The 21020-nt window shown below is 63.9% G+C and carries 23 protein-coding genes; 11 read left to right on the forward strand and 12 right to left on the reverse strand.

The features are described from left to right. The first annotated feature begins 448 nt into the window (after nucleotides 1–448). The 6 genes from ureC to ureG all read left to right on the forward strand — a co-directional run bounded on the left by ureC (nucleotide 449) and on the right by ureG (nucleotide 5119). On the forward strand, nucleotides 449–2158 hold the full coding sequence (ureC, locus tag AX756_RS16015) for an urease subunit alpha (RefSeq protein ID WP_068313719.1): 1710 nt from the start codon (nucleotides 449–451) through the stop codon (nucleotides 2156–2158). Between the two features lie 189 nt (nucleotides 2159–2347). Beyond that, nucleotides 2348–2614, forward strand: coding sequence for a DUF1127 domain-containing protein (locus tag AX756_RS16020; RefSeq protein WP_068313722.1), 267 nt, complete (start codon nucleotides 2348–2350; stop codon nucleotides 2612–2614). Between the two features lie 70 nt (nucleotides 2615–2684). Further along, on the forward strand, nucleotides 2685–3299 hold the full coding sequence (locus AX756_RS16025; RefSeq protein WP_156461523.1) for a hypothetical protein: 615 nt from the start codon (nucleotides 2685–2687) through the stop codon (nucleotides 3297–3299). Nucleotides 3300–3366: 67 nt separating this feature from the next. Beyond that, nucleotides 3367–3846 (forward strand): urease accessory protein UreE, encoded by a 480-nt coding sequence (locus AX756_RS16030; protein ID WP_068313727.1) that lies wholly within the window; start codon nucleotides 3367–3369, stop codon nucleotides 3844–3846. Continuing rightward, nucleotides 3836–4474, forward strand: a complete 639-nt coding sequence (locus AX756_RS16035) for an urease accessory protein UreF (protein ID WP_068313730.1) — start codon at nucleotides 3836–3838, stop codon at nucleotides 4472–4474. The genes AX756_RS16030 and AX756_RS16035 overlap by 11 nt, the downstream gene beginning before the upstream one ends. Before the next feature lie 33 nt (nucleotides 4475–4507). Then, nucleotides 4508–5119 carry an urease accessory protein UreG gene (ureG, locus tag AX756_RS16040; RefSeq protein WP_068313733.1) on the forward strand — a complete coding sequence of 204 codons (612 nt, stop codon included), beginning with the start codon at nucleotides 4508–4510 and terminating at the stop codon, nucleotides 5117–5119. A gap of 24 nt (nucleotides 5120–5143) precedes the next feature. Here ureG and AX756_RS16045 read toward each other — a convergent pair whose 3' ends face one another. Both AX756_RS16045 and AX756_RS16050 read right to left on the reverse strand, forming a co-directional pair. Then, nucleotides 5144–6064 carry a hypothetical protein gene (locus tag AX756_RS16045; RefSeq protein WP_068313736.1) on the reverse strand — a complete coding sequence of 307 codons (921 nt, stop codon included), beginning with the start codon at nucleotides 6062–6064 and terminating at the stop codon, nucleotides 5144–5146. An 85-nt stretch (nucleotides 6065–6149) separates the two neighbouring features. Continuing rightward, complete coding sequence (locus AX756_RS16050) at nucleotides 6150–6701, reverse strand: hypothetical protein (RefSeq protein ID WP_068313739.1); 552 nt, start codon at nucleotides 6699–6701, stop codon at nucleotides 6150–6152. Nucleotides 6702–7165: 464 nt separating this feature from the next. On the opposite strand from AX756_RS16050, the gene AX756_RS16055 reads away from it, so the two are divergent. Both AX756_RS16055 and rocF read left to right on the forward strand, forming a co-directional pair. After that, complete coding sequence (locus tag AX756_RS16055; protein ID WP_231701082.1) at nucleotides 7166–7591, forward strand: hypothetical protein; 426 nt, start codon at nucleotides 7166–7168, stop codon at nucleotides 7589–7591. A gap of 434 nt (nucleotides 7592–8025) precedes the next feature. Next, nucleotides 8026–8955 (forward strand): arginase, encoded by a 930-nt coding sequence (gene rocF, locus AX756_RS16060; protein ID WP_068313742.1) that lies wholly within the window; start codon nucleotides 8026–8028, stop codon nucleotides 8953–8955. Nucleotides 8956–8958: 3 nt separating this feature from the next. Here the strand turns inward: rocF and AX756_RS16065 are convergent, their stop codons facing one another. Both AX756_RS16065 and infC read right to left on the reverse strand, forming a co-directional pair. Next, nucleotides 8959–9645: a DUF938 domain-containing protein gene (locus AX756_RS16065; RefSeq protein ID WP_068313744.1), complete on the reverse strand. Its 687-nt coding sequence runs from the start codon at nucleotides 9643–9645 to the stop codon at nucleotides 8959–8961. Nucleotides 9646–9777: 132 nt separating this feature from the next. Beyond that, nucleotides 9778–10323: a translation initiation factor IF-3 gene (gene infC / locus AX756_RS16070; RefSeq protein WP_068313747.1), complete on the reverse strand. Its 546-nt coding sequence runs from the start codon at nucleotides 10321–10323 to the stop codon at nucleotides 9778–9780. Nucleotides 10324–10578: 255 nt separating this feature from the next. On the opposite strand from infC, the gene AX756_RS16075 reads away from it, so the two are divergent. Continuing rightward, a complete protein-coding gene (locus AX756_RS16075; protein WP_156461524.1) occupies nucleotides 10579–11124 on the forward strand; it encodes a hypothetical protein in 546 nt (181 codons plus the stop codon). Nucleotides 11125–11175: 51 nt separating this feature from the next. On the opposite strand, the gene AX756_RS16080 is transcribed toward AX756_RS16075, so the two are convergent. Then, nucleotides 11176–13086 carry an alpha-amylase family glycosyl hydrolase gene (locus AX756_RS16080; protein ID WP_068313752.1) on the reverse strand — a complete coding sequence of 637 codons (1911 nt, stop codon included), beginning with the start codon at nucleotides 13084–13086 and terminating at the stop codon, nucleotides 11176–11178. Between the two features lie 234 nt (nucleotides 13087–13320). On the opposite strand from AX756_RS16080, the gene AX756_RS25685 reads away from it, so the two are divergent. Continuing rightward, entirely contained in the window at nucleotides 13321–13464 is a 144-nt protein-coding gene (locus tag AX756_RS25685; RefSeq protein WP_156461525.1) for a hypothetical protein, read from the forward strand. Between the two features lie 66 nt (nucleotides 13465–13530). On the opposite strand, the gene AX756_RS16085 is transcribed toward AX756_RS25685, so the two are convergent. From AX756_RS16085 to cysG, 6 genes are all read right to left on the reverse strand, one after another. Then, a complete protein-coding gene (locus AX756_RS16085; RefSeq protein WP_156461526.1) occupies nucleotides 13531–14391 on the reverse strand; it encodes a ferredoxin--NADP reductase in 861 nt (286 codons plus the stop codon). 67 nt (nucleotides 14392–14458) lie between these two features. Next, entirely contained in the window at nucleotides 14459–14872 is a 414-nt protein-coding gene (locus AX756_RS16090) for a DUF934 domain-containing protein (RefSeq protein WP_068313755.1), read from the reverse strand. 1 nt (nucleotide 14873) lies between these two features. Next, the gene (locus AX756_RS16095) at nucleotides 14874–15629 is read right to left on the reverse strand and encodes a phosphoadenylyl-sulfate reductase (protein WP_068313758.1); all 756 of its coding nucleotides are present in this window, start codon (nucleotides 15627–15629) and stop codon (nucleotides 14874–14876) included. Then, nucleotides 15619–17283, reverse strand: a complete 1665-nt coding sequence (locus tag AX756_RS16100) for a nitrite/sulfite reductase (RefSeq protein WP_068313761.1) — start codon at nucleotides 17281–17283, stop codon at nucleotides 15619–15621. Before AX756_RS16100 ends, AX756_RS16095 begins: the two co-directional genes overlap by 11 nt. Before the next feature lie 66 nt (nucleotides 17284–17349). After that, nucleotides 17350–17679: a DUF2849 domain-containing protein gene (locus AX756_RS16105; RefSeq protein ID WP_068313764.1), complete on the reverse strand. Its 330-nt coding sequence runs from the start codon at nucleotides 17677–17679 to the stop codon at nucleotides 17350–17352. Further along, nucleotides 17679–19079 (reverse strand): siroheme synthase CysG, encoded by a 1401-nt coding sequence (gene cysG, locus AX756_RS16110; RefSeq protein ID WP_068313767.1) that lies wholly within the window; start codon nucleotides 19077–19079, stop codon nucleotides 17679–17681. The genes AX756_RS16105 and cysG overlap by 1 nt, the downstream gene beginning before the upstream one ends. 146 nt (nucleotides 19080–19225) lie before the next feature. Here cysG and AX756_RS16115 point away from each other — a divergent pair, with 146 nt between their 5' ends. Then, nucleotides 19226–19693 (forward strand): Lrp/AsnC family transcriptional regulator, encoded by a 468-nt coding sequence (locus AX756_RS16115; RefSeq protein WP_068313770.1) that lies wholly within the window; start codon nucleotides 19226–19228, stop codon nucleotides 19691–19693. 107 nt (nucleotides 19694–19800) lie between these two features. Here the strand turns inward: AX756_RS16115 and AX756_RS16120 are convergent, their stop codons facing one another. Then, entirely contained in the window at nucleotides 19801–20982 is a 1182-nt protein-coding gene (locus AX756_RS16120) for a cytochrome P450 (RefSeq protein ID WP_068313773.1), read from the reverse strand. Nucleotides 20983–21020: the final 38 nt, after the last annotated feature.

The following is a 21020-nucleotide window of genomic DNA, read 5'->3' on the forward strand; positions in this document are numbered from 1 at the left end:
ATGACGCGACCTGTCCTCGCCACTTCCCGTGAAACAGCCTGCCGCCTCTCTTCTGGGAGGCATTCTTCGTGCGCATCCGGTCCGAATCGCGCGGGTACGGGGCGAGGCGATTCGATCTTGTCTCTTGCCAAAGGTGGGCAATGACTGGGCGCCTTTTGCCTAGCAATTGTGCAGATGGCGATTCCGCGGTCTTTGATCTGCGCATGAACGTCCCTGCCTTCCCCTCTGGATTTGACGTAAATAGCCTGCCGGTAGAGGAATGTGGCACGGCTTTTTTCACCGGCTGCGCATTGTTCCCGGGCAGAGAGATTTTGCCTGGATACCGCGGGGACAAGCGGTTCGATGCAATGAAAGGCGCGGGCCGGACGCGCCCGCTGCGTAGTTCGGACCGCTGCCCGACAAATGACTGAAGCCACCCCTGCGGTGGTCCCGACAGGAGAGTTGATATATGCCCGCCACGATTTCCCGCGCTGCCTATGCCGCGATGTTCGGCCCCACGACAGGAGACCGCGTCCGGCTGGCCGATACCGATCTTGTCATAGAGGTTGAGAAAGACCTCACAAGTTACGGAGAAGAAGTGAAATTCGGCGGCGGAAAAGTGATCCGCGACGGCATGGGCCAGAGCCAGGCGACCCGCGCGGAGGGTGCCGTGGACACGGTGATCACCAACGCGCTGATCCTGGACGTGACCGGCATCTACAAGGCGGATGTGGGGCTCAAGGACGGGCGCATTGCCAAGATCGGCAAGGCGGGCAACCCCGACACCCAGCCCGGTGTGGACATCATCGTCGGCCCCGGAACGGAGGCGATCGCGGGCGAAGGCAAGATCCTGACCGCGGGCGGTTTCGACAGCCATATCCACTTCATCTGTCCGCAGCAGATCGACGACGCGCTGCATTCCGGCGTGACCACCATGCTGGGCGGCGGTACCGGCCCGGCGCACGGGACGCTGGCCACGACCTGCACGCCGGGGCCTTGGCATATCGGGCGGATGCTGCAATCGCTTGACGCTTTCCCGATGAATTTCGGCCTTTCCGGCAAAGGCAATGCCAGCCAGCCCGCAGCGCTGGTGGAAATGGTCTCGTCAGGCGCCTGTGCGCTGAAACTGCATGAAGACTGGGGTACGACGCCTGGCGCCATCGATTGCTGCCTGAGCGTGGCCGACGACATGGACGTTCAGGTGATGATCCACACGGATACGCTGAACGAGTCGGGCTTCGTGGAAAACACGGTCAAGGCGATGAAGGGCCGGACGATCCATGCCTTCCACACCGAAGGGGCGGGCGGCGGGCACGCGCCGGATATCATCAAGGTCTGTGGCGAAGCCCATGTTATTCCCTCCTCGACCAACCCGACACGGCCCTACACGGTGAACACGCTGGAGGAGCATCTCGACATGCTCATGGTCTGTCACCATCTCGACAAGGCGATCCCCGAGGATGTCGCCTTTGCCGAGAGCCGGATCCGCAAGGAGACGATCGCCGCCGAGGATATCCTGCACGACATGGGGGCCTTCTCGATCATCGCGTCGGACAGCCAGGCGATGGGCCGGGTGGGCGAGGTGATCATCCGCACCTGGCAGACGGCGCACAAGATGAAGGTGCAGCGCGGGCGGCTGGCCGAGGAAGCCGGCAACAACGACAACGTGCGCGTGAAGCGCTACGTGGCGAAATACACCATCAATCCGGCGATTACGCATGGCATGTCGGCCCATATCGGTTCCATTGAAGAGGGCAAACGGGCCGATCTCGTGCTCTGGTCACAGGCCTTCTTTGGCGTGAAGCCGGAGATGGTACTGCTCGGCGGCACGATTGTCGTGGCGCAGATGGGCGATCCCAATGCTTCCATCCCGACGCCGCAGCCGGTCTACACCCGCCCGATGTTCGGTGCCTTTGGCCGTTCGGTCGAGCGCTCCGCCGTCACTTTCGTGTCCGAAGCGGCCAAGGCGGGCGGGATAGAGAATACACTAGGGCTCGCCAAGGACACGCTGGCGGTCGAGAACACCCGCAATATCGGCAAGGCCGACATGGTGATGAACGACGCGATGCCCGTGATCGAGGTCAACCCGGAGACCTACGAGGTGCGGGCCAATGGCGAGTTGCTGACCTGCGAGCCGGCCAGCGAATTGCCGATGGCGCAGCGTTACTTCCTGTTCTGAGCGGCGCGAAGGGGGGGAGTTCCCGCCCGTCGGTGGCGCATCAAGGATGCGCGCCTTCCGTTGGGCGTGGCGCGCGCTGCGCGCGCGGTTTCGGGACGAGTCCGTATGGCAAAAGCTCTGGTGTTCTTGCCGTGATCGGATTAAGAAATGCTGCAATGCAGAAATTTCGCCGCTAGAGGAGTGCCGAACATGGTGGAGAAAGCAAACGCCCGCAAATCGATCCCCGTGTACCAAGTGCTTCTCGCGCCGCTGCGCGGCCTGTGGGAGATGATGGTTGCGGCGCGCCGGCACGAGGCACGCCTGCACGCTATCGGGGCCTTGTCGCGCCTGTCCGACGAGGAGCTTGCCGCGCGCGGCATGACCCGTGCCGACATTCTGCCCCATGTCTATCGCGACCATTTCAAGTGGAGCGTAGAGGGGCGCGACAGCACGCAGCGAGAAATCCCGGCCGGCTGAACTCGCATCCCGGAACGCGGCGTGATAGCGTCGCGGGACGGGGCCGGTTTACGGCCCGATGGGGCTTTGGATGCGGTCACTGGCGATTATCGGATGTGTTGCGCTTGCCGGCGCGGCGTCGGCCTCGGCGCAATGTCCGACACGGGCGGATCTCGAAGGCGGCGCGACGGTCTATGTCGCCTATCCGGACGAGGGAACGGTGGAATTGCGCTGGCTCGGCGCCGGCATGGTGCAGGAGACGACGCGCTATCCCGATGGCGAAGGCGAGTTCCGCATGATTTCCATGGGCGGTGTCTTCATCATCGACGAGGTGGACCTGGACGGCGACAGCGAAATCGAGGACAGCCGGATCACTAGCCGCTTCCCTCCGGGACTCTACGACCGGCTTCCGGTTCAGCCTGGGACCGAGATGTCGCTCACGGCCGTGAATACCTTTGCCGACGACACCGCGCCGGAAGAAGAGCATATCGAGCTGCGCGCGGGCGGAATCGATACTATCGACATTGCCGGTTGCCGCTATTCGGGTTTTCCGATGCTGATCACCTATAGCTGGGACGAAGAATACTTCACCTCGATGATGATCCACCTGCCGGATCTGGGCCTTTCGGTCGAGGTCGCGCGGATGGACCCGGATTCCGGTGCGATCCCCTTTGCCCCGCAGGCCTTCAGCCTCGAGCGCCCCTGATCGGGCCTTCACATGCTGCAAGGCGGCGGCTAGACATGACCGGTCATGCACAAGGCAGGAGTGGGCGATGAGCAAGCCGGAACGCGCGTTTGAAATCCGCCGCGGCGCAGGGAGGCAGGCGACCGATCACGTCCGGCTGGACTACGAAGCGCGCTTTTTGCGGCGCAAGCGGCTGGAGACGGCGACGGGGCGGGTGGTGCTGGTCGATCTGCCCGAGACGGTGTCGTTCGAAGATGGAGATGCGCTTGTTCTGGAGGGCGGCGGGCTTGTCGGTGTATTCGCCGAAGACGAGCCGCTACTGGCCATTTCCGGGCCCGATCTCGCCCGCCTGGCCTGGCATATCGGCAATCGACACACGCCCTGCCGGATCGAGGAAGACCGCCTTCTGATCCGTGACGATCATGTCCTGGCGGCGATGCTGAAGGGGTTGGGCGCCCAGGTGAGGCATGTCACCGAGCCCTTCTCGCCCGAGGGCGGCGCCTATGGGCACGGCCGCACGCTTGGCCATTCGCATGGGGATGACGGGCACCACCACCATGAGCACTGAGGCAATCCTTGAGCTGATGCAATGGCTGTCCCCCGCCTTTCCGCTGGGGGCGTTTGCCTATTCGCACGGGCTCGAGGCGGCGATCGATGCCGGGCAGGTATCCGATGCCCAGACGCTGGAAGCCTGGCTGGGATCGGTTCTTCAGCACGGCGCCGGGCGCAGCGACGCGATCCTGCTGTGCCATGCAATGCGGGGCGCGCCGCCGGCCAGCGACCTCGCGGCGCTGGTAGAGGCGCTGTCCGCCTCGCGCGAACGCTGGATGGAGACGCGCGAGCAGGGCGCGGCCTTCGTGCGCACGGTGAATGCGCTCAAGGGGACGGATCAACCTGCACAGCCGCTGCCGGTGGCTGTCGGCGTGGCCGCGGCCGATCTGGGGCTTGAGCCCGCGCAGGTGGCCGCACTCTATCTGCATGCCTTCATGTCCAACCTGGTCTCGGTCGGGATCCGCTTTGTCCCGCTTGGCCAGACAGACGGGCAGGGCGTGTTGGCGCGGCTGAAGCCTGCGATCGTGGAACTGGCCGAGGTTGCTGCCAAGGCGTCCCTGGACGAGATCGGGGGCGCTGCTTTCGGCGCGGATTTGGCGGCGATGCGCCATGAGGAAATGGAGGTCCGGCTCTTCAAGAGCTGACCTTGGAAGACAAAGATCAGGACGGAGAACCACATGCCCAGCCCCAACGGACCTCTTCGCGTCGGCATTGGCGGGCCGGTCGGCGCCGGCAAGACGACCCTGACCGAGCAACTCTGCCGCGCGCTGGCGGGGGAACTGTCGATGGCCGTGGTGACCAACGATATCTACACCCGCGAGGACGCCGATTACCTGATGCGGGCGCAGGTGTTGCCCTCCGAACGGGTGCGCGGGGTCGAGACCGGCGGTTGCCCGCATACGGCGATCCGGGAGGATGCCTCGATCAACCTGGCCGCCATCGACGCGCTGGTGAAGGATTTCCCCGATCTCGATCTCGTGCTGATCGAATCCGGCGGAGACAACCTCGCCGCGACCTTCAGCCCGGAACTGGCCGACGTGACGCTCTACGTGATCGACACCGCCGCCGGGCAGGATATTCCGCGCAAGAAAGGGCCGGGGCTGACGCGCTCGGACCTGTTGATCGTCAACAAGACCGACCTTGCCCCGCATGTCGGCGTGGACCGGGCTCAGTTGGAGGCCGACACGCGGGCTGCGCGCAACGGGCGTCCCTACGTGATGGCCGCGCTGCGCACTGGGCAGGGTGTCGCGGAGATTGCATCTTTCATCCGCGAGCAGGGCGGGTTCTGAGCGGCGAGCCCATCGGGGTGTTCGTCAGCCCCGGCCTGAAGCGGCCTTTTTCGGCGCTTCGGGCGCGAGTTGCGCCCGGATGCCATTGGCCCAAAGGCGACACAAGCCGGCGCGCTTTTCGGACCTCAGGTGATTCAGCACGCGGTGCAGATAGGGCCGATAGTCCCGCCGCTTGCGGAAAAGGCGGTGGAACGCCGCCGCGTCGAGCTTTACGCGGCCAGCCGCCAGAATCAGCGGGTCCAGAATGCCCATCTTTGCCAGGTCGCCTTCCAGCGCGGGTCCAAAATGGCGGCATTGGAACAGGTTCTCGGGCGGCAGGTTGAAGAGCGAGGCATGGATCGCGTCGGCGGGCATTTCCGGGTCGTACAGGATGAACGCGGCGCCGGCCGCTTCCAGCATTTCCGGCGCGTAGCCGTAGCGGCGCGTGAAATCTGTCCGCCGCAAGGCCGGGTAGCGATGATCCCAGCCTGCGCGGGCCGAATCGAGAGTCGCCAGCGGGCGGATCAGCACCACGCTCGCGCCGGGGGCGGTGACGGAGTAGCTGGCGGCGGCGTAACCGCAAGGGCCGGCACCGGTAAATACCACGTGCTCGAACTGGTCGAAAAATCCGGTATCGACCAGCTCGTCGAAGAACTCGAAAACGGCCTCGGCGCGAAAGAAGCTGTCGCCCTCGCAATAGAGGCAAAGCTGCGACCAGCCGGCGCGACCGGCGACACCGAGCGCCGCAGGCAAGCCGGTCGGTCCGGCGCGCATCTGTTCGGCGGGCTCGAAACTGACCAGCAGGATGTCGTCATCCTCGGTAAAGAGGGCGCCGTGGCGGGAGTCCAGAATCCTGTGATAGCCGTGAATGTCGCCATGTGCATCCAACCGCTCCCGCCATTGTGCGAGGTCGGTGTCCAGTCTCTGCGGGCCGGGTGGCGTGCTTGGCGGGCGAGCCATTTCCATCTGTCGGTTCCGTTTCCTGCGCGAGCAACTCGGAGCGCTCGGCGGTGTTACCTACCCCGATATTGCGCCTGCGAGCAAACCGAAATCAATTCCATTTCTGCAGCAAGCATATCACATCCGCGCAGGATTGCCGGGGATAGTAATGCAGGCCCGTCGCAAGCAGCATTGGCAGAACGGTCGATGCGCAGTCGAACTGGTCCGAAAGCCGCACAAGCGCGCCGCGCAATCCATCGGACAGGGCTTCTTCGAGCTGGTCGGCCGTCTCCCTTGTGCGGTCTGAAAGGTCGCAGACCAGCAGGCTCGGTACGAAAGGCGCGGGCAGATCCGCCGAAAACGTCATCCGAAATAACCCGTTGAGCTCGCAGACTCGCCGCAGATGGTTCAGTCGCGCCGTGTCAGCCTCGACCACGTGAACATGACGCAGGCCGATATGGCCGGCCAATGACGCCGCCAGCAAACCGAAGCCACTTCCCAGAACAACTGCGCGGTCTGTTGGCTTGGCGAGGCTCTGCAACCGGCGCAGGATCCCCTCGTTCCGCGCTGCATTCTCAATATCGGCCCGGACGATTTCCGTCAGAAACCGGCGGTCCTCGGGAAACCTCAAGCCGCGAATTTCGATCATGTCCTGTTGCTGCATGTCTTGCCGTCCTGCCTTTGTCCTTGCTTGGATACGGGCAAGCGCAGGCCGTAGCAATCCGCGAGAAAAGACCGAGAACAAGGTCGCTCGAACCAGTCAGGTCATATTCCGAAGGCGCGGTGGACAGCAGGAGGTTGAGAGTGGTGCTCATGGGAAGCCTCGAGGGGGCCTCCCGGGTCAGGTGTTGGGTCACGTGATGTCCGGCAGGGTGCAGACGGCGCCTTCGGGATATATCCTTGCCGCCGGCGCCCTCCTGGACGTCGTGCCCGCCGCGATGTTGCTTTGTCTACAGGAGGGAGAAGAGATGGGAATCCTTCTCGCACTTTCGACTGGCGCGGGTTTCGGCGCCGTACCGGACAGGATCGGCGCTTCTGACCCGAAAATACTCGGAAAGATGCTGAATCTAACGATTTTTCACCCGATGAAGACGTTTTTTGCTGGCAATTGGCACCGGATCGGTGTTGATGTTTCTCGGACAGATGGCGGGCCTTGTCGATGTGGGCCACATGTCGGGAATAACTGCCTATGTCGTTGTGTTTATTGGTGGGGTGTTGCTCGGGATCGACTGGGCGCTTGCGGGGTGCTTCCCCGGCACTGGTCTATCCACAGCGGCTACGGGCCGCCGGGACGCGCTGGCATTCACTGCTGGCGAACTGCTTGGCGCCGCAGCCCATATGGCAACTTACCCTTCAGTGAAGTCCACTGGCGAGCTCGACGCATTCGCCGATGGCAGTAATACGCTGGGTGCAATGCCCGGTGCGAAATACGAAGGCCTGACCGGCCTTCCTGGCGATATCCCGGGGATTGCCCTGGGCGCGGTGTTCATTGTGGTAGCCTTTCTGCTGCCCGAGCGTATCACCGGCGCGCCGGATCCGGTCGCGGCCGAGTAGCGAGGTCCAGGGAGGGGACACCCGGCCGGAGAGACGATCCGAGGATTGTTTGTCCGGCCGGTACGCGTTTTGGGAGGGCAAATGCGGCTCTCCGGCAAAACCGTGAACGAACCTTCGGATCGTACCTCCGGCGTAGGTGTTTACAGGAAAAATGAAGGACGGCGACACTTTAGCCTCTCATCGTTCCGACAAATACCGCAGGTGGAGAGCTCTCGGGAACGCGGGGGCAGCGCCCCTTCCAACCTCGGAAACGGCTCGGGCCCGCTAGGTGCACAGGATTGCCGAGCCTTTAAGGCAAGGTGATCGGTCTCCCGCCGGCTTTCCCCACCCTCGCTTGTCACGGGATTTCCCCTTCGCTAGAACCCCCATCAAAGCGAACGCCCCCGTAGCCACGCTGGTTGGATCCGGCGAGGAGGGGCAGACAGGATCAAGACATGGAAAGGATCGTCCTGCTGGGGGCTCCGGTAGAAGAAGGTAGCGGCCGTCGAGGCTGCCTTATGGGGCCAGATGCCTATCGCACGGCGGGTATCGTCGAAGAGCTGGAAGCGCTCGGCTTGGAGGTTGACGACCGTGGCAACGCGGTCCGGGCGGCGGCGCTGGACGCGGTATCTGATATCGGTCGGCTGAAGAACCTGCAAACGGTGGCGGGTTGGACCCGTTCGCTATTTGCCGCCTCGCGCGAGCTTGCACGTGGCCCTGCTTTCCCGATCTATCTTGGTGGCGACCACTCGCTCTCGCTTGGCACGGTGGCGGGCCAAGCCGCGGTGGCCGACGAGAAGGGACGTCCGCTTTTCGTCCTCTGGCTCGACGCGCATGCCGATTTCAACACGTTCGAGACCACCGAAAGCGGCAACCTGCATGGCACACCGCTTGCCTTTGCCTGCGGCCTGCCGGGCTTCGAGGCCTATCTCGGCCGGCCTTTGCCGGCGGTATTGGATCCGGGCAACGTGTGTATCCTCGGTCTGCGTTCGGTTGATCCGCGCGAGCGCGAGCTGGTGCGCGCGGCCGGTGTCGAGGCGCATGACATGCGCGCGATCGACGAGGTCGGGATCTCGCGCCTGCTCGAACCTTTTCTGGACCGGGTTGCGGCCGCGAATGGCCTGCTGCATGTGAGCCTCGACGTCGATTTCCTCGACCCGGCCATTGCGCCTGCGGTGGGCACGACGGTACCGGGCGGGGCCACCTTCCGCGAGGCGCATCTGGTCATGGAGATGCTGCATGACAGCGGGTTGGTCAGTTCGCTGGACCTGGTCGAGCTCAACCCGTTCCTCGACGACAAAGGAAGGACAGCGCGGCTCATGGTCGACCTGACGGCGAGCCTCTTTGGCCGGAAGGTGCTCGACCGGCCGACCCGCAGCTTCTGAGGGCTAGGGCAGGCGGGTCAACACCATCAGGTGGTTGTTTGCCGGCATGGCATGGCGCGCCACCGGGCGCAGCCCGTGGGCGCGTGCAAACGCCTCGATATGGTCCATGTCGCGCAGGCCCCAATCGGCGTTGTCGGCCCGCAGAGCGGCATCGAAGCGCCGATTGCCTTCGCCGAAATACTCGGATCCCTCCCGGAACGGCCCGTAGAGGAAGAGTTTCCCCTCCGGCGCGAGGCAACGGCCCGCCCCGACCAGGACGCCTTCGGTCACGGCCCAGGGAGCGATATGGGTGACATTCCCGGCATAGATGCCGGACAAGGGGCCGAGTGCGCGGACCGGTGCAAGGCGCGCCCAATCCTCGGCCGCGTCCAGCTCGATCGCCTTTCCGTCGTGCCGGTGCAACTCACGCCGCCATGCGCGGATCGAGGCCAGGTGATCGGGAAACGGGTCGGACGGCACCCAGTCCAGCGTCGGGAATGCGAGCGCGAAGGCGGCCGCATGTTGCCCGGTGCCCGCGCCGATCTCCAACACGGTGCCAGTGCGGCCCAACAGGTACTGGCTCAGCATGGCGATGATCGGCGGAGCGTTTCGGTGAAACACGCGCGAGTCCAGCCGTTCATCCGCCCCGGAGCCGTGCATTTCGCGAGTGTAACGCGCCGTGTGGCGCTTGCCGTCACTGTCAGAGGTCATCGCATCACCGGTTTGAAACAAAAAACGGCAGGGCCTCCGTTGCCGGGGTCCTGCCGCTCCGCCAAATGCCGTGGCATCCGGCGAGAAATATTCAGGCGCCAGCGGTCGACCCGCCGGCTCGCCGGAATAGCCCTATTTGACGATCGGTCCGATCATCATGACCATCTGCCGGCCTTCCATCTTGGGCATGTTCTCGACCTTGCCCAGTTCCTTGATATCTTCGGCAACCCGTTCCAGCAGCTCGCGGCCGAGATTCTGGTGCGCCATCTCGCGGCCACGGAAACGCAGGGTGACCTTCACCTTGTCGCCGTTCTCCAGGAAGCGGATGACATTGCGCATCTTGACGTCGTAATCATGCGTGTCGGTGTTGGGGCGGAATTTCACCTCCTTCACCTCGATCGTCTTCTGCTTCTTGCGCGCTTCGGATTCGCGCTTCTGGGTTTCGTATTTGTATTTGCCGAAATCCATGATCTTGCAGACCGGAGGATTGGCATTCGGCGAGATCTCGACGAGATCCAGGCCCACCTGTTCGGCCAGTTCCATGGCTCGAGCGGGGGAAACCACGCCAACATTCTGACCCTCGGGGCCAATGAGGCGGATTTCATTGGCCCGGATGCGTCCGTTGACGCGGGGGCCGGTGTCACGCTGGGGCGGCGCGTTATGAGGTCTGCGGGCTATGACGTAGGTCCTTCTGTCATTGCGAGAAAAGTTGGCGGAAAGTAGCTGTCAAAGCCGGATCATTCAAGCGATCTCGACGGAAATTCGCGGATTCGAACGGTTTCTGGCCACTATCCTTGCCCTGTCACCTGAAGGTGTCATGCTTTGCCCGGTATCACCGCGTTGGTGATTCTTTTTGGGAAGGATAATTTTATGCAGAAGAAAAATACCTCCGGATGCGCCATGTTTGCATTTCTTGCTGGAAGTGCGGTCCTGATGCCGACGACAATTGTGTCGGCGGCGACTGGCACGGAAGCGCTGGCCCCCCCCAAGGCGGCTGTCGAGGCGACGGAGAGCTACCAGATTGCACAGGTTTCCGTAGGAGACGTCGTGAACGCGGCGACCGAAGAGGTGAACAAAGCCACAGAAGCAGCGACAGCCGAGGCCACGGGAGCCACCGAGGCCGCCGAAGCCGAGGCGACGGAGGCTGCGGAAGCCGAAACGACCGAAGCGGCGGAAGCCGAAACGACTGAGGCCGCCGAGACCGAGGCTGCGGAAGCTGAGACCACCGAGGCCGCCGAAACCGAGGCTGCGGAATCCGAGACCGCCGAGGCGACAGAGACCGCCGAAACCGAGGCCAGCGATTCCGATGCGCTGACCACCGAAGGGTTCGACATGTCCACCGCCAGCAGTCTCATCGACTCCTCCAGCCTGTCCGAGATGGAGAAGATGACGCTCAAGACCGCTCTGGAGCAGGCGCAGTCCAACCCGGCACTGCTTGACGCAGCGCTTCAGCAGGCGCGGGGTGCGCTTGGCATGTAAATGCCTTCGGCATCGCCCTTCCGGGCGATGCCTTACTGTACCATCTGCGCGCTAGGCCGATTGCAGGTGGAACCAATGCAGCGCGTAGGGCTCAAGTTCCTGCAGGGACCCCAGTCCGGTCGTGTCGGACGACAGCAAGTCCCGCGCAGCATCGATGCCGGGAATGGCCGCCAGATCGAGCCCGGTGCGTGCCGGGTGCTCGCTGAAATTCGCAATGACCAGAAGGGTTTCCGGCCCAGTCCGGCGCAGGAATGCGAAGATGTGCGGGTTTTCGGAGCGAAGGAGTTCAAACGCCTGCGCGGCGAAAACCTCATGCGATTTGCGCAGCTGGATCATCGCGGCCATGTCTGCGGCGATCCGGTGCTGTGGCGTGCCCTTCGTTGCCGCCGCCGTGAAATCCGCCTCGGTCAGCGCCTTGCGATGCACCCAGCGGGAATCCTCCGCCTTGCCGGGATCCTGAAGGTAGCTGTGGTCGTTGAGCGCGCCGAGATCGTCGCCCTGGTAGAGCAGCGGCAGGCCCGGCATCGACAGCACGATCCCGTTGAGCAGCTTCACCCGGCGCAGCGCATGTTCCAGAAGCTCGGGGTCGCCGGATGCCTCGGCCTGTTCGACCCCTGCGAGCGACGCCAGCGTGCCGCAGACCCGGCAGTCGCCATTGCTCGGGTTTTCCTGGAAGGGAACGCCATTGGCGAAGCTGCCCGAAAAACGGCCGGTGTAGAACTGGTTGAGGAAATAGCGGTGATCCTGCCCGTTGATCCCCAGCCGGCCGGAAATCGCGTCGTCCCAGGTCCAGCCGATATCGTCATGGCAGCGGATATAGTTGACCCAGGTCGTCCCCTCGGGGATGGCAAAGCTCTTCTCCAGCGAGGCGTTGAGCAGTTCGGTGCGTCGCGTGGCGAGGCTCTCCCACATCAGCGCCATCATCAGCGGATTGTAGGATAATTCACACTCGTCCAGTCCGATATACTCGTTCACCTGGTCTGGATGGACGATGGCTTCGGATTTGAAATGCACATGCGGCGCCGCGATCCGAAGGCACAGATTGAAGGTCTGGATCAAGCTATGCGCCTTTGGCAGGCTCTCGCAGACGGTTCCGAGCTCTTTCCAGACAAAAGCCAGCGCGTCGAGCCGCAGCACATCGGCGCCCATCGCCACGAGGTGCAGCATTTCGTCCACGACCGAGACGAAGACGTCGGGGTTCGAATAGTTCAAGTCCCACTGGAAGGAGTTGAACGTGGTCCAGACCCATTTGCCGACGGTTTCGTTATAGGTGAAGGAGCCGCGACGCACGGTTGGGAAAATCTCTCGCAGAGTGGCGTCATAGGCGCGGGCCTCCGGCTCGTCGAGCAGGTAGTAGAAGTCCTGATACCGGCGATCCCCGGTCAACGCGGCCTTGGCCCAGGCATGTTCGTCGGAGGTGTGGTTGAAAACGAAATCCAGAACCATCCGGATGCCGCGCTTGTGCAGCGCGTCCGCCAGCGCCTTCAACTGCTTGTTGGTGCCGAGCTTTGGGTCCACCTTGCGGTAATCCGAGACGGCATAGCCGCCATCGCTGTTTTCCTTCGGCGCGTCATAGAGCGGCATCAAGTGCAGATAGGTGATGCCGAGGCTTTCCAGATAGGGAATGCGTTCGATCAGCCCTTTCAGGTCGCCGCCGAACAGGTCCACATAAACCGCCATGCCAACCTGGTCTTCGCCAAGATACCAGGGGGCATCGCCGCTGTGCAGTCCGGCATGGTGTTTCTTCACCTGGTGTCGGGCGAGGGTTTCGACCAGCCGGCGCATGTGCAGCCAGGCATCGTAGTGGTTGCCATAGAGCGTCAGCAGCTGGTTGAAAAGTGCCGGGAAATGCTGTTCCAGCCGCTTTTCGAACGCCTTTCGGCGGCGGGCCGGGATCTCCGAGAAATCCAGCTCATTCAGGATCGCATCAAGCGTCTTGCGAGATTCATAGGCGATATCCATGGGGCGACTCATCTGCTTGGAATTGAATTCAGGCGTTTGCCCGCTTCATAGGGGTATCCAAAGCGGTTTGGAAGGCCGCATCTTTCGCGCGTTTGAGCCGTTCAGCCCAAAACAGGCGATCTGCCGCCGACGACACCGCCATTATGCCATGGCTGTCAAAAGTACCGCAATCCGGTGGCATAGTGGAAACGTCGCCAGAACTTGCGGCGTCATTTAGTCAGAAGGATATCGAAAATGGGCAAGTGGATCGGAATCGCTGTCGTCGTCGTCCTCATTGTTGTCGGCTACTCCTATTTCACCGGGGGAACGGACGAGGAGGCCGAAATGGCGCCCGCCGCCACCGAAAGCGCTACGGATGGCGCCGCCTCCAACAATTGACCTGATATGAAACAACGACGCCGCGCTCCATCGGGCGCGGCGTCGGGCATTTGGTCAAGGGCTGGCTCAGTCCACGAAGGCCTTTTCGACCACATATTCGCGCGGCTCGGAATTGGCACCCTCGTGCAGCCCGTATTCCTCAAGCATCTCCTTGAGTTCGAGGTTGAAGGCGAGATTGCCGCAAACCATCGCCCGGTCCGTCTCCGGTGCGATCGGTTCGATGCCGAGATCGCGGAATACTTCACCCGAGCGCATCAGGTCGGTGATGCGGCCCATCTTGGGGCTCTCCTCGCGGGTCGTGGTCGGGTAGTAGCGCAGCTTCTTGTGGAAATCCTCGCCCATCAGCTCGGCCAGAAGCTCGTCCTTGCGCAGGTTATCGATCAGTTCCGCGCCATAGGCCAGCTCGCCCACTTCACGGCAGGTATGGGTGATGATGACCTCGTCGTAATCCTCGTAGGTCTGCGGCTCGCGCAAGAGCGAGGCGAAGGGCGCGAACCCGGTGCCGGTGGCGAAGAACCACAGCCGCTTGCCCGGCAACAGCGCGTCATGCACCAACGTGCCGACCGGTTTGGGCCGCAGGATGATCTGGTCGCCCACCTTGATCTTTTGCAGGCGCGAGGTCAGCGGGCCGTCCGGTACCTTGATCGAATAGAATTCCAGCTCCTCGTCCCAGTTGGGCGAGGCGATGGAATAGGCGCGCAGGATCGGCTTCTGCTTGCCCGTCTTCGGGTCCGGATCGCCCATCAGGCCGATCATCACGAACTCGCCCGAACGGAAGCGGAGCGTTTGCGGCCGCGTGCAGCGGAAATGGAACAGCCGATCCGTCCAATGCTTGACGAATGTCACGGTCTGCGCATCGGGCAGGGTGGGTACGGCCTTGATCGGGTTTGCGTCTGTCACGGGTTTCAGCTCGGTCATGTCATCCATTTCGGCGCCCGGAGGCTCCGATCCTGTTCGTGTATGCGGAACGTTGAATTTATGTAAAGGGGGCAGGTCAGCTTGCGAGGCGCGACCGATAGTCATGCTCCTGCCAATCGGCGCGGGCAAGCCACTGGTCCTCGGGTTGGCGCGCAGCCAGGCTTTCGTCGATTTCCACCTCGTCGAATCCAGAGCGCCGCGCCATGGCATATTGGTCTGCCAGCACGTGGCCCTTTGCCCGCAGGCGACCGGTATAGCCCATGCGGCGCAGGGCGCGCGCGATGGAGAAACCGCGACCATCGGCGAAGCTGGGGAAGTCGATCCGGATCAGCCCCACGGCGCCGATCAGCGCCGCGAGTGCCTGTGTTTTGGTGTCAGGGGCAAGATCCACCGCGTGGGCTTCGCCCGAAGGCGGCAGCGCGTCCAACGCGGTAAAGACGCCGTCGAAGGTTTCGGGGCCGAAACCCTGGTCGGTCACGATGACAGCCATGTCAGGCTCCTTGCTCTGTAGTGGCAGGTCCAACGCGGACCATCTTGCCATTGACGAAATGAATGCCGCATTCGACTTTTTCCTGGCCGCGCCAACGGCCCGAGCGCGGGTCTTCGCCCTCGGCTACGGGCGAGGTGCAGGGGGCGCAGCCGATGGAGGGGTACCCCTTGGACACCAACGGATGGCGGGGCAGTTTATGAGCCCGGATATAGTCGGCGATTTGCTCGGAGGACCAGTCCGCCATCGGGTTCAGCTTCAGCTTGCCGGCCTCTTCCTCGACGAGCGGCAGCCGGGCGCGGGTGCCGGACTGGAAACGCTTGCGCCCGGAGATCCAGCTATCGAAAGGCTGCAGTGCCTTCTCCAGCGGCCGCGTCTTGCGCAGATCGCAGCACGCATCGGTATCGGACAGGTGCAGCGCATTGGCGGGGTCTTCCACGGCCAGGTGCATGGCTCGCGCGCGGATGACGCGAATGCCGGTCAGCCCGAGAGCGTTGGCAACCTCGCGCTGGTAGTCCAGCGTTTCGGGGAACAGCATCTGCGTATCGATGAAGAGCACCGGCGTTTCGGGTGCCACGAGCGAAAGCTGATGCAGAAGGACGACCGAGTCCGCTCCGAAGGAAGAGACCATCGCCAACTCGCCCATCAGCGGATGTGCAATGGCCGCCGCCAGCCGCTCGGCGCCTTGCAGCGTCTCGAGGGCGTCGGTAACGATTTCCGCCCGGTTGGCGGGGACTGTCTGGATTGCGTCAGGCTGCATCGCGTTGTTTCTCCGGCCCGTAGAGCGCTTCCTTGAAGGGGGCAACGCCAAGGCGGCGATAGGCTTCGAGGAAGGTTTCGGTCTCGTCTTCGCGCACTTCCAGATAGGCCAGCATCAGCCGCTCGATGGCCGGCACGATCTCTTCGTAGGAGAAGCCCGGGCCGGTGCGCTGGCCGATCTCGGCGGTCTCGGTGGCGTCGCCGCCAAGCGTGATCTGGTAGGTCTCCACGCCGCCCCGGTCGAGGCCGAGAATGCCGATATGGCCGACATGGTGATGCCCGCAGGCATTGATGCAGCCCGAGATCTTGATCTGCAGCGGGCCGACCTCGTGCTCGATGCGCAGGTCCTCGACCCGCTGTGCGAGCTGCTGAGCGACCGGGATCGAGCGCGCGGTGGCCAGCGCGCAGTAATCCATGCCGGGGCAGGCGATGATATCCGAGGCGAGCCCGACATTGGCCGTGGCCAGCCCTGCTGCTTTCAGCTCCTCGAACACCGCCGGCAGGTCCGATTTGCGGACATGGGGCAGGATCACGTTCTGCTGGTGGCTGATGCGCAACTCGTCATACCCATATTGTTCGGCAAGCTCCGCCATTACCCGCATCTGGCCGGCGGTGGCATCCCCCGGCGTTGCCCCATGCGCCTTGAGCGAAATGGTCACGATGGCGTGGTCCGGGTCCTTGTGCTCGGCGAGGTTAGTGTCCGCCCAGGAACGGAAGGCAGGGTTCAGGCGCGCATCCTCGTAAGCCTGCGTTTCGCCGCCCACAAGGTCCGGTGTGCGGAAGCGGGCGCGGATGCGGGCGATGACGCGATCGTCCACGCCCTCGAATTCGGCGCGGGTGCGCTCGAAGGCGGCTTCAACCTGCTCGCGGATCGTGTCGAGCCCGTTCTCGTGCACCGTGATCTTGATGCGGGCCTTGTACTTGTTATCGCGGCGGCCGTGCTGGTTGTAGACATGCACGACGGCTTCCAGATAGGGCAGCAGCTCGTTTTCCGGCACGAAATCGCGGATCACCTTGCCCACCATCGGCGTGCGGCCAAGCCCGCCGCCCACGATCACCTCGAAGCCTGTCTGGCCTTCGCGCTCCAGCATCCGCAGGCCGATATCATGGGCGCGGGTCACGGCGCGGTCATTGGGCGAGCCGGTGATGGCGATCTTGAACTTGCGCGGCAGGAACTGGAATTCCGGGTGGTCGGTGGACCACTGGCGGATGAGTTCCGCATAGGGGCGCGGGTCGGCGATCTCGTCTGCGGCGGCCCCGGCGAAATGGTCCGCGGTCACGTTGCGGATCGTGTTGCCGGAGGTCTGAATTGCGTGCATGCCAACCTCGGCCAGCGCGTCCAGCATATCCGGCACGTCGCGCAGCTTGGGCCAGTTGTACTGGATATTCTGCCGCGTGGTGAAATGGCCGTAGCCCTTGTCCCACCGTTCCGCGAGTTCCGCCAGCTTGCGCATCTTCTGTGCGTCGAGCGAGCCATAAGGGATGGCGACCCGCAGCATGTAGGCGTGCAGTTGCAGGTAGAGCCCGTTCATCAGGCGCAACGGCTTGAACTCGTCCTCGGTCAGCGAGCCGTCGATGCGGCGCTCCACTTGGGCACGGAACTGAGCATTGCGCTTGGCAAGGAAGGCGGTGTCGAATTCGTCGTAGCGATACATCTTTAATCTCCGATCACGACTTTCGTTTATCCTGAAGGAGCAATTCAGGAAAGCTGAAAGACGTATTCAGTAATTGTCATTCGAACGGGCGTCGGACCGGGCGTCGGCCTGCTTGCCATGGAGGTAGTTGGACGGGCCGCGGGCGCGGAAGCTTTCGCGAAAATGCACCGGCTCGGGCCCCTTGGGGCCAGGCTTCGCATCGGCCAGATAGGCGCCGACGATGATATGCCCTTGCTGTTCGGCGTCGATCAGCCGGATCGTGGCATGGGCCTCGTCTTCGAGCAGCTCCGCCTCGCTCATCTGGCGCGTCCAGCTTCCGTCTTCCGTGAAATAGACGACGTCGCCTTCGAGCAGGGCGTTGGCGGTGACAATTTTCGGCGTGAAGGGGCGGGGCATCAGGCGTGTTCCTTTGCGGGGATGGCGATCCGGGCGGCGGCTGTGGCGGCGTCGCGGGGAGAGAGGCCGAGGAGCATGACGGCGGGTCCGGAGAGATCTGCGTCGACCATGTCCTCGGCCAGGGAGCAGAGCCGGCTGGGGAGCGACCGGCCCTGGGGTCGTGAGGCGTTCTCGACGATGCTGATGGGCGTGTCGGCGGCGGCGCCATGCATGAGCAAACGGCCCTGCACGAAACGCGCGGCGCGCTTGCCCATGTAGATAGCGGCGACGGCGCCGGGGCGGGCCAGCGCCTGCCAGTCCTGTTCGGCCAGCCCGTCGATGTCGTGGCCGGTCAGCAGGCGCAGTTCCGAATTGCGGCCCCGCGCGGTGAGCGAACGGCCGATCTGGGCGCTCGCGGCGGAGGCGGCGGTGATGCCGGGGACGATGCTGTAGCCGATCCCGGCGGATTCGACGGCGTCGAGTTCCTCTTCCAGCCGGCCGAATATGGCGGCGTCGCCGGATTTCAGCCGGACGATCTGCGCGCCGGTCCGGCCGTGCTCGATGAGCAGGCCGTTGATGCGCTCCTGCGGGGTGGAGGGGCCAAAGCCCTCCTTGCCGACGGAGAGGATCACCGCCTCGCGGCGGGCCAGTTCGAGAATTTCCGAGGGCACCAGCCGGTCATGGATCACGATATCGGCCTCGTCCAGCGCACGGCGGGCCTTGAGCGTGAGCAGCTCGGGATCGCCCGGGCCTGCGCCGACAAAGGTGATGTGGCCAGGGCGCGTCTCGGCGGCGAGGTGCGCGGCAAGCTCCGCCTCAAGTGTCGCCTCGATGGCGGATTGGCCTTGCGCAGCTGCGCGCGGGCCAGAGGTGAAATAGAAGGCCGACCAGAAATCGCGGCGGATGCGTCCCATGGGCAGCGCGTCGGCATGCGCCCGGAAGGCCTTGCCGAGACGGGCCAGCAGGCCGAGGGACTGCGGCAGGCGCTCCTCGATGTCACGCTTGATGGCGCGGGCGAGCACGGGGGCGGCGCCCTCGGTTCCGATCGCGACGGTCACCGGGTCCCGGTCGACGATGGCCGGGGTGATGAAGGCCGAGGCTTCCAGGTTGTCCACGACATTCACGAAGATGCCCGCGTCCCTGGCCATGCAGGCAACCCGCGAGTCTTCGGCGGTGTCCTCATTGGCGGCATAGACCAGGGTGGCCGCGGCGAGATCGTCGGCAGCCAGCGGGCGGCGGGTCAGCACAAGGCGCCCGTCCGTGTTCCATGTCTCGATTTCCGGCGCCGGATCGGAGGCGAAGACATGCAGGTGTGCTTCGGTCTTGAGCAGCAGGCGCAGCTTGGCCAACGCCGCCTCGCTTCCGCCCGACAGGACGATCGCCTTGCCGGCGACATCCAGGAAGATCGGGAAATGCTGCATGATACATGGCTCCGTGGCGGGTGTTTCTGCAGTGCAATATAGAATTTTGTTCCGTTATTCCGCTAGGTATTGACGAAAAGAAGGATATTTGTTCTGCCTGTGGCTGGTGAAGGGACATGGGTTCCTGTCAGTGGGAGATTGCTGGAATGGAAGTCCGTCTCGATGCGCTGGATCGGAAGATCCTTTCGGAATTGCAGCGCGATGCCGACCAGTCGCTGGACGAGATCGCGCGCGCGGTCGGCTCGTCGAAGACGCCTGTCTGGAATCGGGTGCGCAAGATGCGGGAGGCGGGTGTGATCCGTCAGACCACCGCCTTGCTCGATGCCGATGCGCTCGGGCTGGAGGCCTGTTTCTTTGTCCTGATCCGCACCAGCGAGCATGAAGAGGAGTGGCAGCGGCGTTTCCTCGAGGCGCTGAACGCCCGCCCGGAAGTGCTGGAGGCGCATCGGCTCGCGGGAGATATCGACTATATCCTCAAGGTGTTGGTGCCCAATGCGCGCGCCTATGACCGGTTCTACCAGGCGCTGATCTCGGAAGTGCGCATTCACAACGTGACGGCGCTTTTGTCGATGGAGCAGATCAAGTCGACGACGGCCCTGCCGCTGGAATTCTGATCCATTCGGGGATCTGTCCGAGGGGTGGAGCCTTCTGGTAGCCCGCGCGCTGCCGCGCGCGGGTCCGAACGATCTTTGCAAAGATCGTGCCCCTGACCGGGGCCAACTCAGAGCCGCAGGAACAGGCTTTCGAGGCCGTGGAAGTGGTAGATGTCGGCGTAGCGCGGCGGTTGGGCCAGGGTAAGGCCCGGGTGGGCCGCGAAAAGCGCAGGCAGGGCGCGGGACATCTCGAGGCGGGCGAGCGGGGCGCCGATGCAGAAATGCAGCCCGGCGCCGAAGCTGGCATTCGTCACGACCGATCGGTGCGGGTCGAAGCGCTCGGGGTCGCGCCAGATGCGCGCGTCCCGGTTGGCGGAGGCCAGCAGGCAGGCGACCTGATCTCCGCGCCGGAAGTCATGCCCGAAGAGCGACATGTTCTCATAGGCGTAGCGGGTGAAGAGATGCAGGGGGGGATCGAAGCGGAGCGTTTCCTCGATCACGCTGGCGCGGCTTTCGGGATCGGCCAGCAGATCCTGTCCGCCATGCTCAAGCAGCGCCTTCACACCATTGCCGAGGCTGTGCACGGTGGCCTCGTGACCGGCATTGAGCAGCAGGATCACGGTGGAGATCAACTCGTCGGCGCTGAGATGCGATCCGTCCTCCTCGGCGGCGATCAACTGGCTGAGCAGGTCGCTCCCCGGTTGCTGGCGGCGGGCCGCAATGACCTCGTCCAGATAGGCGCGGAAGGCCAGCGTCGCGGCGACGGCGGCGTCTTCCATCGCGCGCGAGCGGCCGGCCTGGTACATGCCGACCATGGCGTTGGACCAACGGAGAAGATCTTCGGTCCGGTCCTCGGGCACGCCGAGCAGGCGGGCAATCACGGTGACGGGCAGGGGGCGGGCGAAGGCGTCCAGAAAATCGAAGGGCCCGGCGGGCAAGGCGCGCAGGAGGTCCTGCACCAGCTCGTCGATATCGCCGCGCAGGGCCTCGATCCGGGCGGTGGTGAAGGCGCGGGTGACCAGCCTGCGCAGGCGGGTGTGGCGGGGCGGCTCCAGCTCCAGCATGGAATGCGCCTCGATGGCATAGAAGGGCGCCAGCCGCTCCGGCACCGGCTGTGCCAGCTCGGGTGGCACTTCGCGGCCGAAACGGCGGTCGCGCAGGATCGTGTTCACGGCGGCGTGGCTGGTGGCGGCGACCATGGCGTAGTCTTCCCAGAAAACGAGATCGCCGGCGGCGCGGGCACGCGCGTAGAACGGGTAGGGGTTCTGGACGAATTCCGGATCGGTGGGAGATTGGCTCACGCTTTGCATTCGCTGTTGGTGCCGGCAATTGCCGGCCCGGGCAAGGG

This window comes from Aliiruegeria sabulilitoris (genome assembly GCF_001558155.1).
Classification (GTDB): Bacteria; Pseudomonadota; Alphaproteobacteria; order Rhodobacterales; family Rhodobacteraceae; genus Tropicimonas; species Tropicimonas sabulilitoris.

What these genes read in the sequence shown, in the direction of transcription:
- AX756_RS16080 (WP_068313752.1), bottom strand. Translation starts at nt 13,086, where the DNA reads ATGGATATCGCCTATGAATCTCGCAAGACGCTTGATGCGATCCTGAAT.
- rocF (WP_068313742.1), top strand. Translation starts at nt 8,026, where the DNA reads ATGGAAAGGATCGTCCTGCTGGGGGCTCCGGTAGAAGAAGGTAGCGGC.
- AX756_RS16115 (WP_068313770.1), top strand. Translation starts at nt 19,226, where the DNA reads ATGGAAGTCCGTCTCGATGCGCTGGATCGGAAGATCCTTTCGGAATTG.
- AX756_RS16050 (WP_068313739.1), bottom strand. Translation starts at nt 6,701, where the DNA reads ATGCAGCAACAGGACATGATCGAAATTCGCGGCTTGAGGTTTCCCGAG.
- ureC (WP_068313719.1), top strand. Translation starts at nt 449, where the DNA reads ATGCCCGCCACGATTTCCCGCGCTGCCTATGCCGCGATGTTCGGCCCC.
- AX756_RS16020 (WP_068313722.1), top strand. Translation starts at nt 2,348, where the DNA reads ATGGTGGAGAAAGCAAACGCCCGCAAATCGATCCCCGTGTACCAAGTG.
- AX756_RS16075 (WP_156461524.1), top strand. Translation starts at nt 10,579, where the DNA reads ATGCCGACGACAATTGTGTCGGCGGCGACTGGCACGGAAGCGCTGGCC.
- cysG (WP_068313767.1), bottom strand. Translation starts at nt 19,079, where the DNA reads ATGCAGCATTTCCCGATCTTCCTGGATGTCGCCGGCAAGGCGATCGTC.
- AX756_RS16065 (WP_068313744.1), bottom strand. Translation starts at nt 9,645, where the DNA reads ATGACCTCTGACAGTGACGGCAAGCGCCACACGGCGCGTTACACTCGC.
- AX756_RS16100 (WP_068313761.1), bottom strand. Translation starts at nt 17,283, where the DNA reads ATGTATCGCTACGACGAATTCGACACCGCCTTCCTTGCCAAGCGCAAT.
- AX756_RS16095 (WP_068313758.1), bottom strand. Translation starts at nt 15,629, where the DNA reads ATGCAGCCTGACGCAATCCAGACAGTCCCCGCCAACCGGGCGGAAATC.
- AX756_RS16090 (WP_068313755.1), bottom strand. Translation starts at nt 14,872, where the DNA reads ATGGCTGTCATCGTGACCGACCAGGGTTTCGGCCCCGAAACCTTCGAC.
- AX756_RS16105 (WP_068313764.1), bottom strand. Translation starts at nt 17,679, where the DNA reads ATGCCCCGCCCCTTCACGCCGAAAATTGTCACCGCCAACGCCCTGCTC.
- AX756_RS16035 (WP_068313730.1), top strand. Translation starts at nt 3,836, where the DNA reads ATGAGCACTGAGGCAATCCTTGAGCTGATGCAATGGCTGTCCCCCGCC.
- AX756_RS16045 (WP_068313736.1), bottom strand. Translation starts at nt 6,064, where the DNA reads ATGGAAATGGCTCGCCCGCCAAGCACGCCACCCGGCCCGCAGAGACTG.
- AX756_RS16055 (WP_231701082.1), top strand. Translation starts at nt 7,166, where the DNA reads ATGTTTCTCGGACAGATGGCGGGCCTTGTCGATGTGGGCCACATGTCG.
- ureG (WP_068313733.1), top strand. Translation starts at nt 4,508, where the DNA reads ATGCCCAGCCCCAACGGACCTCTTCGCGTCGGCATTGGCGGGCCGGTC.
- AX756_RS16025 (WP_156461523.1), top strand. Translation starts at nt 2,685, where the DNA reads ATGCGGTCACTGGCGATTATCGGATGTGTTGCGCTTGCCGGCGCGGCG.
- AX756_RS16120 (WP_068313773.1), bottom strand. Translation starts at nt 20,982, where the DNA reads ATGCAAAGCGTGAGCCAATCTCCCACCGATCCGGAATTCGTCCAGAAC.
- AX756_RS25685 (WP_156461525.1), top strand. Translation starts at nt 13,321, where the DNA reads ATGGGCAAGTGGATCGGAATCGCTGTCGTCGTCGTCCTCATTGTTGTC.
- AX756_RS16085 (WP_156461526.1), bottom strand. Translation starts at nt 14,391, where the DNA reads ATGGATGACATGACCGAGCTGAAACCCGTGACAGACGCAAACCCGATC.
- AX756_RS16030 (WP_068313727.1), top strand. Translation starts at nt 3,367, where the DNA reads ATGAGCAAGCCGGAACGCGCGTTTGAAATCCGCCGCGGCGCAGGGAGG.